Below are 13901 nucleotides of genomic sequence, written 5' to 3'. Positions count from 1 at the left end.
CCTGTCAAGGGACGGAGCGGACCCGTACTTGCAAGACCGGCGCGAACAGGACAAGGTTTCCCGCGTGAACGTGCTCGTGCTCAGCCTGACCCGCTTCGGCGACCTGCTCCAGACCCAGCCGGTCTTCTCCGGCCTCAAGGCCTCGGGATGCCGCACCGGCTTGGTCTGCCTGGAGAATTTTTCCCAGGCCGCCGGACTGTTGCGCGACCTGGACCACGTCGCGCCCCTGCGCGGCGCCCGTCTCCTGGCCCGCCTGGAGGGCGAGGACTGGCGCGGCGGTCTGGGCGAACTGGACGGCTTCCTGGCGGATCTGCGCCGTGACTTCCCACCGGACGTGCTCGTCAACCTCACCCCCTCGCTCTCGGCCCGTCTCTTGACCCGTCTCATCGGCGCGCCGGAGGTGCGCGGCTTCGGCCTGGACTCCTTCGGCTTCAACGGCGATTCCTCGGACTGGGCGGCCTTCCTGCAACAGGCCTCGGCCTGTCGGGGCCAGAGCCCGTTCAACGTGGTCGACCTTTTCCGGCGCGTGGCCGGACTGGACGGCCCGGGCGCGCCCCTGGACCTCCTGCGGCCCTCGGACGGTGAGCGCGACGCGGCCCGAGCGCTGCTGGAGGAGGGCGGCGGGGTTCCCGGCGCGCGCGGTTTCGCGGCCCTGCAGCTGGGGGCCAGCGAAGACCGGCGGCGTTGGCCCGTGGCCTCCTTCGCGGTTTTGGCGCGGCGGCTATGGGCCGAACACGGCCGCCTGCCCGTACTCCTAGGCTCGCCCCAGGAACGGCCGCTGGCCGACCGTTTCCGGCAGGCCGCGCCGGATGTGCCCTGCCGCGACCTCTCCGGCCGCACTGAACTGCGGACATTGGCCGCCGCGCTCTCACTCTGCGACCTCCTGGTGACCAACGACACCGGCACCATGCATTTGGCGGCCGGACTGGGCGTGCCCGTGGCGGCCGTGTTTCTGGCCACGGCCCAGCCCGTGGACACGGGCCCCTATCGACCGGGCTGCCTCTGCCTGGAGCCGGACCTGCCGTGTCATCCCTGCGGCTTCGGCAAGGACTGCCCCCGTAACGAGGAATGCCGCCGGGTCGTGAGCCCGGAGGCCGTCCTGGCCTGCGTCCGTGCGCTGTTGGAGCCCGGAATGGACCCCGGCGCGCCGTCCGGAGTCCGCATCTGGCGCACAAACATGGGCGCGGACGGTTTTTTGGATCTGGAATCGCTTACCGGCCACGGGGGTTCCGACCGGGCCCGCTGGCTGGCGGCCCTGCGGCGCGTGTATCGTCGATTTCTTGACGGCGAGGATCCGGCCGTCGGAGAGCGGCCGCTGTCCTGGGACGACCGGGAGGGCGCCCACGCCACCCGCCAATCACTGGAGAGCGCTTCGGGACTTCTGCATCTGCTGGGTCAACAGGCCGCGCTGCTGCCCCGCGATCCCAGGCCTACGCTGAAGACCAAGTTCCTGGCCAATTGCGAGCGACTGCAAACGATTCTGGCCGAAGACCCCCGATTGAGCGTGCTCGGCGGGCTCTGGCGCTTCCAGTCCCAGGAGGCCGCCCGTGACTTGGCCTTCCTGCGCGCGCTCATCGCCCGCCACCATCAGCTCTGCGACGCCTTCCTGATCCTCTTTCGCTAGTCGGCATGTTTCTTGAATGCGGTTGATCGTGGACCCTAACCCGGAAATTTCAGCCGCAGCAGGAGGTTCGTTTTCATGATCGTCATCGACGGACGGCGCAGCGATCTGGCCGTGAAGAATTTCGAGAACCTGGAGCAGATTTTCAACAAGGTCATGGAAGACGGCGTCTTCACCGACCGCGTTGTCACCGACGTGCTCGTGAACAACGAGCCCTTCACCGAGATATACCCGCACCAGGCCGAGGACATCGAGACCGGCAACATAGAGAGCGTGGAGATCAAGTCCGTGCCGGTCAAGGAAATGGCCGTGGACATCACCCGTGAGCTCTACAAGGTGGTCAACCTGATGGGCGAGGGCGGATCCCGCGTGGCCGGACTCTTCCGTCAGGCCGACGACGCCGAGGCGCTGGATCTCTATCAGGATCTTCTGGACGTGACCCGGGACTTCCTGGGCATGATCGGCAGCCTGCGCGACGAATTTTCGCTCAAGGACCACGACACCTTCCGCGCCGCCGCCGACGAATTCAACGATCTTTTCGGCGAGATGTCCGAGGTGTTGGAGAACGAGGACTGGATTCTGCTTTCCGATCTGCTGGAGTATGAGTTCCTTCCGGCCGTGGACCGCTGGAAGAAGGTCATCGCCGAACTGCGCGAGGACATTCGCTTGGCGCGCAAGGAGTAAGATCATGTCCGACATGGTGACGCTGCTCGACCAGGCCATCGAGATGGGCCACAAGGAACTGGGCTTTCTCATCGCCGGGGACGTGTTCGAAGCCGAACAGCTGGCTCAGGATCGTGGACGCCTCACCGCCTCCATCGAAAACGGAAAGCGCGTGGATCTGGACAGCGTACTCGACAAGCTGACCCAGCTGAAGGCTCTCCAGGGGCAGATCACCCAGGAAGCCCGACGTCTGCATGCGGCCCTCAAAGCCGACCTCCAGCGGGTCCGTCTCGAGAACCAGCGTTTTTCCGCCTACAAGGACGGTTCGAGGGTGGCTCCTCCGGTCTCCAATCGCTTCATTTCCCGCCAAGGCTGATCATTCCGGGACGACAGGACGCGAACCGGCCGGGTATCCCGGCCGGTTTTTTTCGTCGCCGCCCGGATCGGGGCCTCCATTCGCGGCCGCTTCATTTTCCATCGGGATGGGACTATGCTGACGAAAGCGAAGGAGCGACCATGGGCAGGGACGTGGTGGAACGCATCGACGCGGATCTGGCCGAGTTGGTGGACCGGTTTCTGGAATGTTCCCGGCGGGACCAGGAGGCGCTGGAGCGGGCCCTGGACGCGGACGACCTGGATACCGCCCGGCGCATCGGACACAGCGCCAAAGGCGCCGGAGCCGCATACGGCTTCTTGGGCCTGCGCGACCTCGGCGGGGAATTGGAAACCGCAGCCGGACGCGGCGAGGCCTCGGCTGCCCGGGAACTGGCGCGGCGGCTGCGGGAATATTTGGATGCCGTCCGGGTGGAATACACCTGAACACGGCGGCGGGACGGAATATGAAATGAAGGCGGGGCCGTGCGGCCCCGCCTTTTCTATTTGCCGAAAATCTTGTCGATCTTCTGGGCCAGGGTCTCGGGGGTGAAGGGTTTGACGATGTAGTTGGAAACCTTGGCTTGGACAGCCTCGATGATGTTCTCCTGCTGGGCCTCGGCCGTGACCATGAGGAATGGCGTGGCCGCGTATTCCTCGCTGGCCCGGACCTTGCGCAGCAGTTCGATGCCGCTCATCTTGGGCATGTTCCAGTCCGAGACGATGAAATCGATGTTGTCCCGGTTGAGAACCTCCCAGGCCGTGGTGCCGTCGTCGGCTTCGACCACGTTGGTCAGTTCCAGCTGGCGCAGGATGTTCTTGATGATCTTGCGCATGGTGGAGAAGTCGTCCACCACCAGGATGCGCATGTTTTTGTCGTAAGGCATCGGCTCCCTCCCTGCTGGCGTGGTCCGCGCCATCGCCCTGATTGAACGGCAATCCTCGGGGATGGATACATATTTCCCGCTGGAAAGACAATCCGCCGGGAGAAAAAAATCAAACCGGCCCAGGCCAAGGGCTCAGGGGCGGCGACTGCGGGAATTCCCAGCGAGCCGCCGCCCGCTGAACAGCGTCAGGCCAGCAGCGCCATGGCCTGATCCACGCTCCAATCCTCATGCACCACCTTGCCCAGGGCCGCCAGCAGGCGGGCGGGCTGCTCGTGCTGGAAGATGTTGCGGCCCACGGAAAGCCCGGCGCCTCCGGCCCGCACCGAGTCGTGGACCATCTGGACCAGGCTGCGCGTGTCGTCCATCTTGGGCCCTCCGGCGATGACCACCGGTACGCAGCAGGCCTCAACCACGCGTTCGAAACTTTCGGGGTCGCCGGTGTAGGGCACCTTGACGATGTCCGCGCCCAGTTCCAGGGCCACCCGGGCGCAGTGGGCCACCAGATCCGGGTCGTAGGGGTTCTTGATGGCCGGTCCGCGCGCGTACATCATGGCCAGGAGCGGCATTCCCCATTCGTTGGCCTTGGCCGCCATCTGGCCCAGGTCGGCCAGCATGCGGCCCTCGGTTTCGTCGCCCATGTTGATATGCACGGAGACGCCGTCCGCGCCGAGCTTCAGTGCGTCCTCCACCGTGCCAACCAGGGCCTTGGCGTTGGGATGGGGCGAGAGGGTGGTGCTGGCCGAGAGGTGGATGATGAGGCCCACGTCGCGGCCGCGTCCGCGATGGGAGCAGCGTGGCAGCCCCTTGTGCATGAGCACGGCGTTGGCCCCGCCGTCGGCGATCTGGTCCACGGTGGCTCGAAGGTCCACGAGTCCGTACAGCGGGCCCACGGTGACGCCGTGGTCCAGGGGGACGATGATGGTCCGTCCGTTGTTGCGGTTGATGATGCGCTCGATGCGGATGGATTTGCCCAGTTGCATGTCGGCCTCCCAGGGGATTGTCCCGAATCCGCCGCGACCGAAACGACGAAGGCCGCGGGCGGTATGCCTGCGGCCTTCGGGAGCGTTTCGTGTTCGTTTTCGACCTTACTCGCGCACCCCCAGACCACAGGCGCTGCTAAAGAAAAAGAAGAAAAAGAAGCGGCTGTCGGTCCGGGTCTGCATGAGCAAGCGCTTACGCCTCTCGAGGCTCCCTTGTCAAGCGGCGGCGCGGATCAGGATCGGGGCAGCCGGGCCAGGAATTTGATCTCGACCTGCCCGTTTTTTGGCAGGGCGCTGACCGCCACCGTGGTCCGGGCCGGTTTGTGCTCCCGGAAATACTCGGCGTAGATGGCGTTGAACTCCGCGAAGCGGCCCATGTCCGTGAGGAAGACATCCGCCGCCAGCACGTCGGCGAAGCCCGCCCCTGCCTGGGACAGGACCGCGCCGAGGTTGTCCAGCACCTGCCGGACCTGCCCGGCGAAATCGGAAACGAGTTCGCCCGTGACCGGGTCCAGGCCGGTCTGGCCGCTCAGGACGAGCAGTCCGTTCCAGGCCAGGGCCTGGGAGTATGGTCCCAGGGCGGCCGGGGCCTTGTCGGTGTGGATGACCGTGATCTCGTCCATCGTTTTCCTCCGTGTCAGCGGGCCTCGGCCCAGAGGTAGCGGTTCTGCGCGGTGTTGGAGAGCCGCGCGCCGATACGTACGAGCAGGGCCGTGGCGACCAGGGAAAAGAGCAGTCGGCCCCAGAGGATGCCGGACAGGTGCGTGCCGATGAGCAGCATGAGCAGGGTGTCCTCGATGAGGCTGTGGCACAGGCCCATGAGGGTCAGGGAGGCGAAGACGTCCCGGCCTTCGACCTGGCCTTCGCGGGCTTCGTGGATGATGAGCCCGCCGCCGTACGCCAGCCCCATGACCAAACCGACGATGGTGATGGTGGCCGCCCGGGGGCCGATGCCCATGATCCGCAGCACGGGGCGCAGCAGCGCATTGCAGAGATCCAGCAGGCGCAGCGCCTGAAGCAGACGCATGAGTCCGATGAGGCTCGTGATGATGCAGAAGATGGAGGCCAGATTGCGGATTTCGCCGAGGGCCCATCGCCAGAGGGGCTCCGGCCCAGCGGCCGCCTGGAAGAGGATCGTGGCCGGCCCCTGGAGCGCGCCGGTGGCCGTATAGGTGAGGTTCAGGATCATGCCGAAGGCCAGGGCGCCCAGAACCCGGGTGAAGAACTGGAAGGGCAGGCGCGGGCCCGACTTGCGCACGATGGTCAGCTCGATGGGCAGGTTGTGGGCCACGAGCATGAGGCAGGCCAGCACCGTGACCTGGGCCTGGTTCAACGGCACGCCTTCGGCCAGGGAGGCGAGCACGATGAAGGCGGAGTAGATGTTGTTGAACATGGCCGTGGCCCAGACCAGGCCCATCTCGGCGGGGAGCCCCACCAGGGCCATGACCGGCTTCAGAGGCCAGGCCAGGTAGGCGATCAGTCCGAGTTCCTTGAGGATCTTCACACCCACGATGATCGGGATCATGATCTTGAAGAGATCGAGACTCAGACGGACGCCGCTGCGCAGAACGTCGCGCAGGGCGGTTAGGATGGCGGCGGCACGGCTCATGATCGGTGAATCCTCCAGGCAGCGGGCACCATAGGGATTTTCACGCTGAAAGGGAAGCCGCGCCGTGGGCGGAAAAAAAGGCCGGGAACGGCAACGCCGGTCCCGGCCTGGACGACGGGAATGGATCAGAAAGCCAGTCGGGAGGCCTGATAGAGCCCCACGGCCACCACGAAGGCCAGCAAGGTGTTGAAGACCATGCTGAATCCGGCCCACTTCCAGCTCGATTCCCGGGCCATGGCCACCACGGTCACGAAGCAGGGGGCGTAGAGCAGGGTGAAGGCCATGAGCGCGATGGCGGAAGCCTTGGAGAAGTCCGGGTCGTTGGCCAGGCTCTCGGAAAGCGGGGTCGCCTCCTCGGCGTCCACCTCGCCCAGGGAGTAGGCCGTGCCCAGGGTGGAAACGATGACTTCCTTGGCCGCGAAGCCGCCCACCAGGGAGATGTTCACGCGCCAGTTGAAGCCCGCCAGCCGGGAGATCGGCTCCAGGGCATGCCCCAGGCGTCCGGCCAGGGTGTGCTCCAGGGCGGCTTCGGCTTCAGCGGCGGCCACGGCGGTCTTTTCCTGTTCCAGGGCGGCCACCTGTTCCTCGGCGGCTCCCGCGGTCTTGGCCTCGGCCAAGCGCTGCTCCAGGACTGCCTGGCGGTCCTGGAAGACGGCCGCGGTCTCCTCGGGCAAAGCGGGGAAGGTCATGCCCGCCCATAGCAGGATGGAGATGGCCAGGATCACCGTGCCCGCCTTGCGGATGTATTCGTAGGTGCGCTCGAAGGTGTGGATGAGCACGCCGCGTAGGGTCGGGATGCGGTAGGGGGGCAGTTCCATGACGAAGGGCGTGGCCTCGCCCTTGATGATGGTCGAGCGCAGGAGCCGGGCCACGAGCAGGGCCGAGGCCCAGGCCGCGAGAGTGATGGCGAACATGACGTCGGCCTCGGCGCCGGGGAAGAAGGCCGCGGCCAGCATGAGGAAGACCGGGATCTTCGCGCCGCAGGTCATGAACGGGGAGACCAGCAGGGTGGCCAGCTTTTCCTTGGGACTGCGCAGGGTGCGCGTGGCCATGACGCCGGGCACGGCGCAGCCGCCCGCGATGCCGCCGGAGACGATGAAGGGCAGCACCGATGTGCCGTGCAGGCCGAAGATGCGGAAGACGCGGTCGAGCATGTAGGCCATGCGCGCGATGTAGCCGGAGTCCTCCAGGGCCGAGATGAGCAGGAACATGATCAGGATGAGCGGCACGAAGCCCATGACGCCGCCCACGCCGTCGATGACGCCGGAGACCACCAGTGAACGCAGCAGGCCCTCGGGCAGGATGGCCGTGGCCGTGTCGCCCAGCCAGCCGAAGAAGTTCTCCACCCAGCCCATGGGCACCTCGCCCAGGGTGAAGGTGATGGTGTAGATGAGGTAGACGATGCCGATCATGATGAGCGGCCCGGCCAGCCGGTGGGTCAGGACGCGGTCCATCTGGTCCGAGATGGACAGGCGCTGGGCGTCCACTCCGGGGCGACGCACGGCCTGACGCACGATGCCCGCGATCCAACCGTAACGGTAGTCGGCGATGATGGCGTCGGGGGTGGCGTCGAGCGTTTTCTGAAGGTGATCGGCCACCTTGGTCACCATGCCCTCCAGGCGCTCGGACAGGGCGGGGTTGGCGGCGCGGCCCATGGCCACGAGCTGGCTGTCGCCCTCCAAATACTTGAGCGCCACCCAACGGGCCGGGAGCTTGCCCGCGAACAGGCCCTTGCGCTCCACGAGGCATTCCATCTCGCCGAGCACGGGGTCCAGGTCGGAGCCGTAGGTGATGCGCAGGGGATGGTTCCAGGCCTCCCCCTTGCGGGAGGAGGAGAGGGCGCGGGCGGCCGTCAGCAGTTCCCGTGTGCCCTGGGCCGCGCGGGCCACGGTCTCCACCGCCGGACAGCCGGTGAGCTTTTCCAGAAGGGCCACGTCGATTTCCCTGCCCTCCTTGCGCACCTCGTCCATCATGTTCAGGGCCAGGACCACCGGCACCCCCAGCTCCAGGAACTGCACGGCGAGATAGAGGTTGCGCTCCAGGGCTCCGGCGTTGAGCACGTCCACCACCACGTCGGGGCGCTCATTCACCAGGAAGTTGCGGGCGACCACCTCTTCCTCGCTGTAGGCAGTGAGCGAGTAGGTTCCGGGCAGATCCACCACGGTCATGGCCGCATCGCCCAGATGGGGCACGCCGGTCTTCTTCTCCACGGTCACGCCGGGCCAGTTGCCCACGTGCTGCCGCGCGCCGGTGAGGGCGTTGAACATGGTGGTCTTGCCGCAGTTGGGGTTTCCGGCCAGGGCGATGACCATGTCGTCCTTCCCGGCGTGGACGGGCTGCTCGCCGCCTTGGGCGGACATCTGGAGCACGCGGGCTTCGCCTTTACTCATGGACGGTTTCCTCCTCGGCCAGGGGCTCGACGGTGATGTGGTCGGCCTCGCTGTTGCGCAGGGTCAGGGTGAAGTCCAACAGGCGCAGGGCCACCGGATCATGCAGGGGGGCCTTGCCGATGACCCGGATTTCCGTGTTGGGGATCAGCCCCATGTCGCGGATTCGCCGCCCCAGTTCGCCTTTGGCCGTGATGGTGCGGATGCGCAGCCGTTGATTCACCTGGGCCTGTCTCAAGCAGAAGTGCGTGCTCATGTCTCTCCTCGGTTCAGCAGTCGTTACCAGGGCCGCGTCGGTCGGCTGAAGGGCAGGAGCCCCGGCTGGAGCAGCCGCCGCACCCTGAGCCGGGCTTGCCCGTGCGGACGAAGCGGCTGACGACGTAAACCAGGGCTGCGGCCACGATGACGATGACGACGATGTTTTCCAGCATGGGTCTTTCATCCTTTCCGGGTGTCCCCGGCGAGTCAGGATTTAATGATAATGAATTTCATTGTCAAGTTGAAAAATGAAGAAATTGTCATCGGAATATGCTCGTCCCGGCGGAGTTTCCCAGGCCGCCTTGTTTCCGTCCGTATTCTGTGCGAGAAGAAACGCGCATGAGACGCCCGCCGGATATCGCCAGCCTCCGGGTTCTTCTCGTCGCTGAACCCGGCGACGCCCGTTCCGCCTATGAACAGGAGCTGGCGCGTCTCGGCGTGACCTTCGACGCCATCGACGGTCCCGGCGGCCGGCCTGCTGGTGCCGTGGGCCGGATTTACAACGGCATTCTGCTGGACTTGCCCACCTGGATCCGCTGCCCGGCCCGTGACCGGGAAAATCTTCAGGCCGTGCTGGAGCATTTTCCAGTGCTGCGGCTGCTGCACAATCAGGAGCAGGGAGGCATCCGGGGAGTGTCCCTGGGCGCCACGGTACGCCAGGCTCGGGACATGGACGGTTTCCTGCTCAAGGAATGCGCCGGCTTCCACCCCCGGCCGCTGCGCATGAGCGACCGCCATGACGTGAGCCACAGTGCCCTGATTCTGCGCGGCCCTGATCAGGCATCAGAACAAGGGGAGCGCGCCGTCACCACCAATGTCTCGGCCACGGGCTGTTTCATGGTGGCCTTCGGCGTGTTCGAGGTCGGGCAGAAACTGTGGTTGCTCTTCCCCGAGGAGAATTCGCCGGACCAGGGCGGCCCGGTGCGGTGCGTGGTGCGCTGGTTTCGACCCTGGGGCGTTTCGCGACGGTTGCCGGGAATCGGCGTGGCCTTCGAAGACTCCGCGCCCGTGTGGCTCCAGTCCGCGCGCGCGACTACCCGCTAGGAGACGAGATGCCCGACGACCGCGACAAGAACCTGGAACTCTGGCTCGAAGCCCTGGCCAAGGGCATTCTCGTGGGCGGCTCCCTGGGCTTGCTGGCGGGCTGGACCGGCATCATGAGCCTGGAGCGCGGGCTTCTCCTCGGCGCGCTGGTGGGCTGTCTGGCGGGCATTTCCTTCAAGAATCTCCGCGAACGAAAGAAGTAACTGTTTTTCCGCGTGGCCCGGTTGCTTGGGAACAAGTGATCTGGTGTCAAAATCGGCGCATATCCCCTTTTTCTGCCGTTCTGTCATTTTTGACATAACATGTCCGCATCGTGTCGAGCGTACGGGAGTCCGTGCGCCGAAGGGAGTGGACATGGACGAGGGTATGGCCCGGGAGCCGGAAGAGCGCGGCAGGCGCGAGAAGGCCAGGAAGGCGGAGCACGCTGCCCGGCCGATGGCGGGCCTCTCCGCGTCCGCATCCAGCCCCACCGTGCGGCTGCACTTATGGCTGGAGCGGGACGGCGACATGTGTTTCGGCGCGGGCCGCGCCCAACTCCTGTTCCAGGTCGAACGCCTCGGTTCGTTGAAGAAGGCCGCCGAGAGCCTGGGCATGTCCTATCGGGCCGCCTGGGGCAAGATCCAGCGGAGTGAAAAGGCCCTGGGCTTCAAGCTGGTGGAGTCGAGGGGCAGCCGCCGCCAGGGCATCGTGCTCACCCCGGAAGGGCGGGCCATGGCCGAATGGTTCCAGCGTTGGTTCGAACGTGTGGAGTCCGCTGCCGTGGATGCGGCTTCCGAAGTATTTCCTTTCCCGGCGCGTCGTTTCCAGGACGACGGGGGCGAATCGCCTCTTCGTTGATCCATTCCATTTGGCGCCGCCCGGTGCCAGACCTTCATTATGTTTGAAGTAATATTTTAAAATCATTGTATTTTTCGCCTCATTGAATTGACCACGTCTATGTATTGTGAAAAATAATATCAATACATAGAGCCGCGGTCGTGTTCATCCCTCCGGTCGTTCGGCGGCTCTTGGACCGGGCAGGAAGGGTGCAAGGAGGCATGCGCATGAGCATCACGAGGCGAACGTTCATCAAGGCGACCGGAGCGGGTCTGGCGGGTTTGGCCCTGGGGAGGTTGGGGCTGGACCTCGGCCCGGTTCGGGCCTACGCGGCTGGATTGAAGATCGAGGGGGCCAAGGAGGTCATCTCCATCTGTCCGTTCTGCTCCTGCGGCTGCAACACGCTGGTGCACGTCAAGGACGGCAAGATCATCAACATCGAGGGCGATCCGGACTTCCCCATCAGCGGCGGTGGCCTCTGCGCCAAGGGCGCCTCGCTCAAGTCCCTGCACATCAGCCCGGAGCGGCTGACCAAGCCCTTGTATCGGGCGCCCGGCAGCGACAAGTGGGAGGAGAAGGACTGGAACTGGATGATGGAGCGCATCGCCCGACGCATCAAGGACCAGCGCGACAAGGATTTCCTGCCGAAGAATGCCGCCGGCCAGCTGGTCAACCGCCTGGAGAGCGTCTTCCACCTGGGCTCCTCGCAGGTCTCCAACGAGGAGGCCGCGGTCCTGCACCAGATGATCCGCGCCTTCGGCATCGTGCACTTCGACCACCAGGCCCGCATCTGCCACAGTCCCTCGGTGCCGGCCCTGGCCGAGTGCTACGGCCGCGGGGCCATGACCAACCACTACAACGACCTGGCCAACGCCGACGCCGTGCTCATCATGGGCAGCAACTGCGCCGAGCACCACCCCATGACCTTCAAGTGGATTCTCAAGGCCAAGGAGAAGGGCGCGGTGGTCATCCACGTGGACCCCAAGTTCTCGCGCACCTCGGCCCGCAGCAGCTTCCATGTGCCGATCCGCAGCGGCACCGACATCGCCATGCTCGGCGGCATGGTCAAGTACATTCTGGAGAACAAGAAATACTTCGCCGAGTTCGTGCTGAACTACACCAACGCGAGCTTCCTGGTGGGCGAGAAGTACTCCTTCAAGGACGGCATGTTCGCCGGCTTCGACGCGGCCAAGGGCAAGTACGACAAGAGCGCCTGGGCCTTTGAGAAGGACGAGCAGGGTCTGGTCAAGCGCGACAAGACGCTCAAGCACCCGCGCTGCGTCATCAACGTGATGAAGGCCCACTACGACCGCTACAGCCTGGACCGCGTGTCCTCGGTCACCGGCGTGAGCAAGGAGAACCTGCTCAAGGTTTACGAGGCCTTCTGCGCCACGGGCAGGCCGGATCGGGCCGGCGTCTTCTGCTACGCCCTGGGCTGGACCCAGCACAGCGTGGGTGTGCAGAACATCCGTCTCTCGGGCATCATCCAGCAGTTGCTGGGCAACGTGGGCATCGCCGGCGGCGGCATCGCGGCCCTGCGCGGCGAGCCCAATGTCCAGGGCACCACGGACCACGCCCTGCTCTACGGCTATCTGCCCGGCTACCACAGCACGCCCACGGCCAACTACCAGACCCTGGACGAGTATCTCAAGGCCTACACCCCGGGCACCAAGGACCCCATGAGCGTGAACTGGTGGGGCAATCGGCCCAAGTACGTGGTCAGCCTGCTCAAGTCCTGGTACGGCGAGAACGCCACCAGGGAGAACGACTTCGGCTACTCCTGGGTGCCGAAGATGGACGTGGGCATGGACTGCTCGCACCTGTACATCTTCGACCGCATGTACAAGGGCGAGATCAAGGGCGGCTTCTGCTTCGGCCACAACCCCTGCCAGAGCATCCCCAACACCCACAAGGTGCGCAAGGCCTGGGACAAGCTGGACTGGCTCGTCATGGGCGACGTCTTCCACAACGAGACCACGGACAACTGGCGCAGGCCCGGCGTGGACCCCAAGACCGTCAAGACCGAGGTCTTCCTCCTGCCCTCGGCCTACCGGGCCGAGAAGGACGGGACCATCTCCAACTCGGGCCGCTGGCACATGTGGCACTACAAGGCCGTGGAGCCCCTGGGCAAGAGCCGCAACATGGGCGAGATGTTCGTGGAGATGATGAACCGGGTGCGCGGCCTCTACGTCAAGGAGGGCGGGATCTTCCCCGAGCCCATCACCAAGGCCGACTACCCGGACAGGTTCGACGCCGAGGCCGTGGCCCGGCGGGTCAACGGCTTCTTCACCCGCGACACCAAGATCGGGGACAAGGAATACAAGAAGGGCCAACTGGTGCCCGGCTTCCCCAATCTCAAGGACGACGGCTCCACCACGAGCATGTGCTGGGTGTACACCGGCGGTTACACCGAGGAGGGCGGCAACCTGGCCAAGCGCCGCGACCTGACCCAGACCCCCATGCAGGCCAGGATCGGCCTGTTCCCGGGCTTCGCCTGGGCCTGGCCCATGAACCGGCGCATCCTCTACAACCGCGCCTCGGTGGACCAGAACGGCAAGCCCTACAACCCGGACAAGGTGGTCATCGCCTGGGAGAACGGCAAGTGGGTGGGCGACGTGCCCGACGGCGGCTACCCGCCCATGGCCCAAGAGGGCGGCAAGTACCCCTTCATCATGACCACCGAGGGCCACTCCCAGCTCTTCGGCCCGGGCCGCGAGGACGGACCCTTCCCCGAGCACTATGAGCCGGCCGAGACCCCGCTCTCGGTGAATCCCTTCTCCAAACAGATGCACAACCCGGTGATGAAGGTCATCATGAGCGACATGGACGAGCTGGCCAAGAACGGCGACCCGCGCTTCCCCATCGTACTCACCACCTACAGCCTCACCGAGCACTGGTGTTCCGGCTCGGAGACCCGCAACGCCCCGCCCCTGCTGGAGGCCGAACCCCAGCAGTACGTGGAGATGAGCCCACAACTGGCCAAGGAAAAGGGCGTCAAGAACGGCGACGTGGTCATCATCGAGAGTCTGCGCGGCAAGACCGAGGCCGTGGCCATGGTCACGGTGCGCGTCAAGCCCTTCACCATCATGGGCAAGACCGTGCACCTGGTGGGCATGCCGTTCTGCTTCGGCTGGACCAAGCCCAAGTGCGGCGACTCCACCAACCGCGTCACCGTGTCCATCGGCGACCCCAACACCACGATCCCGGAATACAAGGCCTGCCTTGTGAATCTGCGCAAGGCCGACAAGGCGACCGAGCTGTAGC

15 protein-coding genes are annotated in these 13901 nt (G+C 65.4%); 8 read left to right on the top strand and 7 right to left on the bottom strand.

Annotated elements, in window-relative coordinates; translation table 11 throughout:
- Positions 1–28: 28 nt before the first annotated feature.
- The 4 genes from H587_RS0111180 to H587_RS0111165 all read left to right on the top strand — a co-directional run bounded on the left by H587_RS0111180 (position 29) and on the right by H587_RS0111165 (position 3103).
- A complete protein-coding gene (locus H587_RS0111180; RefSeq protein WP_245560871.1) occupies positions 29–1624 on the top strand; it encodes a glycosyltransferase family 9 protein in 1596 nt (531 codons plus the stop codon).
- A 75-nt stretch (positions 1625–1699) separates the two neighbouring features.
- Entirely contained in the window at positions 1700–2305 is a 606-nt protein-coding gene (locus H587_RS0111175; RefSeq protein ID WP_027176345.1) for a DUF8043 domain-containing protein, read from the top strand.
- A gap of 4 nt (positions 2306–2309) precedes the next feature.
- Complete coding sequence (locus H587_RS0111170) at positions 2310–2660, top strand: hypothetical protein (RefSeq protein ID WP_027176344.1); 351 nt, start codon at positions 2310–2312, stop codon at positions 2658–2660.
- A 140-nt stretch (positions 2661–2800) separates the two neighbouring features.
- On the top strand, positions 2801–3103 hold the full coding sequence (locus H587_RS0111165; RefSeq protein WP_027176343.1) for an Hpt domain-containing protein: 303 nt from the start codon (positions 2801–2803) through the stop codon (positions 3101–3103).
- Positions 3104–3159: 56 nt separating this feature from the next.
- Here H587_RS0111165 and H587_RS0111160 read toward each other — a convergent pair whose 3' ends face one another.
- The 7 genes from H587_RS0111160 to H587_RS20290 all read right to left on the bottom strand — a co-directional run bounded on the left by H587_RS0111160 (position 3160) and on the right by H587_RS20290 (position 8950).
- Positions 3160–3543, bottom strand: a complete 384-nt coding sequence (locus H587_RS0111160; protein ID WP_027176342.1) for a chemotaxis response regulator CheY — start codon at positions 3541–3543, stop codon at positions 3160–3162.
- 185 nt (positions 3544–3728) lie between these two features.
- Positions 3729–4523: a 2-amino-3,7-dideoxy-D-threo-hept-6-ulosonate synthase gene (locus H587_RS0111155; RefSeq protein ID WP_027176341.1), complete on the bottom strand. Its 795-nt coding sequence runs from the start codon at positions 4521–4523 to the stop codon at positions 3729–3731.
- Positions 4524–4756: 233 nt separating this feature from the next.
- A complete protein-coding gene (locus H587_RS0111145; RefSeq protein ID WP_027176340.1) occupies positions 4757–5146 on the bottom strand; it encodes a Rid family detoxifying hydrolase in 390 nt (129 codons plus the stop codon).
- Positions 5147–5160: 14 nt separating this feature from the next.
- Complete coding sequence (locus H587_RS0111140) at positions 5161–6132, bottom strand: nucleoside recognition domain-containing protein (protein WP_027176339.1); 972 nt, start codon at positions 6130–6132, stop codon at positions 5161–5163.
- A gap of 125 nt (positions 6133–6257) precedes the next feature.
- On the bottom strand, positions 6258–8444 hold the full coding sequence (feoB, locus tag H587_RS0111135; protein ID WP_027176338.1) for a ferrous iron transport protein B: 2187 nt from the start codon (positions 8442–8444) through the stop codon (positions 6258–6260).
- Between the two features lie 70 nt (positions 8445–8514).
- The gene (locus H587_RS0111130) at positions 8515–8775 is read right to left on the bottom strand and encodes a FeoA family protein (RefSeq protein WP_027176337.1); all 261 of its coding nucleotides are present in this window, start codon (positions 8773–8775) and stop codon (positions 8515–8517) included.
- Positions 8776–8788: 13 nt separating this feature from the next.
- Positions 8789–8950, bottom strand: a complete 162-nt coding sequence (locus H587_RS20290; RefSeq protein WP_084630648.1) for a FeoB-associated Cys-rich membrane protein — start codon at positions 8948–8950, stop codon at positions 8789–8791.
- Between the two features lie 166 nt (positions 8951–9116).
- On the opposite strand from H587_RS20290, the gene H587_RS0111120 reads away from it, so the two are divergent.
- The 4 genes from H587_RS0111120 (at position 9117) to fdnG (ending at position 13900) form a co-directional block, all read left to right on the top strand.
- Complete coding sequence (locus H587_RS0111120; RefSeq protein ID WP_027176336.1) at positions 9117–9821, top strand: PilZ domain-containing protein; 705 nt, start codon at positions 9117–9119, stop codon at positions 9819–9821.
- Between the two features lie 8 nt (positions 9822–9829).
- The gene (locus H587_RS0111115) at positions 9830–10024 is read left to right on the top strand and encodes a hypothetical protein (protein WP_027176335.1); all 195 of its coding nucleotides are present in this window, start codon (positions 9830–9832) and stop codon (positions 10022–10024) included.
- A gap of 151 nt (positions 10025–10175) precedes the next feature.
- A complete protein-coding gene (locus H587_RS0111110; RefSeq protein WP_245560870.1) occupies positions 10176–10658 on the top strand; it encodes a winged helix-turn-helix domain-containing protein in 483 nt (160 codons plus the stop codon).
- Positions 10659–10864: 206 nt separating this feature from the next.
- Positions 10865–13900 carry a formate dehydrogenase-N subunit alpha gene (fdnG, locus tag H587_RS0111105; protein ID WP_027176333.1) on the top strand — a complete coding sequence of 1012 codons (3036 nt, stop codon included), beginning with the start codon at positions 10865–10867 and terminating at the stop codon, positions 13898–13900.
- Position 13901: the final 1 nt, after the last annotated feature.

Source organism: Desulfovibrio aminophilus DSM 12254, from assembly GCF_000422565.1.
Classification (GTDB): Bacteria; Desulfobacterota; Desulfovibrionia; order Desulfovibrionales; family Desulfovibrionaceae; genus Aminidesulfovibrio; species Aminidesulfovibrio aminophilus.
This window is presented reverse-complemented; position numbering and strand designations above follow the sequence as displayed.